Genomic DNA, 241 nt, shown 5'->3' on the forward strand with positions numbered 1-241 from the left:
CTCCGGTTTGCTGGCGAGCGCGCCGACGCAGGAGATGAACGCCAGGACCGCGAGGATCCCGCCGAGCCAGAAGCCGGCGGCCGGGCGGCCGGTCGCCCGCCACCAGGGCCGCGGGTCCTCACGATTCTCGCCCGAGCCGCGGAACGTGCGGGTGCCGACGATGACGTACGCGATGTTGAGGATGGCGACGATCAGCACGTCCAGCGACGCGTTGACGATCCGGTCGATGACGAAGAAGTTG

General features: G+C 69.7%; 1 protein-coding gene. It reads right to left on the minus strand.

Going from position 1 to position 241, the window contains the following annotated elements; translation table 11 throughout:
• On the minus strand, window positions 1-241 hold a 241-nt coding region (locus AC1RPY_RS08145), incomplete at both ends, for a hypothetical protein (RefSeq protein ID WP_481763179.1).

Source organism: Dellaglioa sp. CoH-56-MRSF-12, from assembly GCF_056782075.1.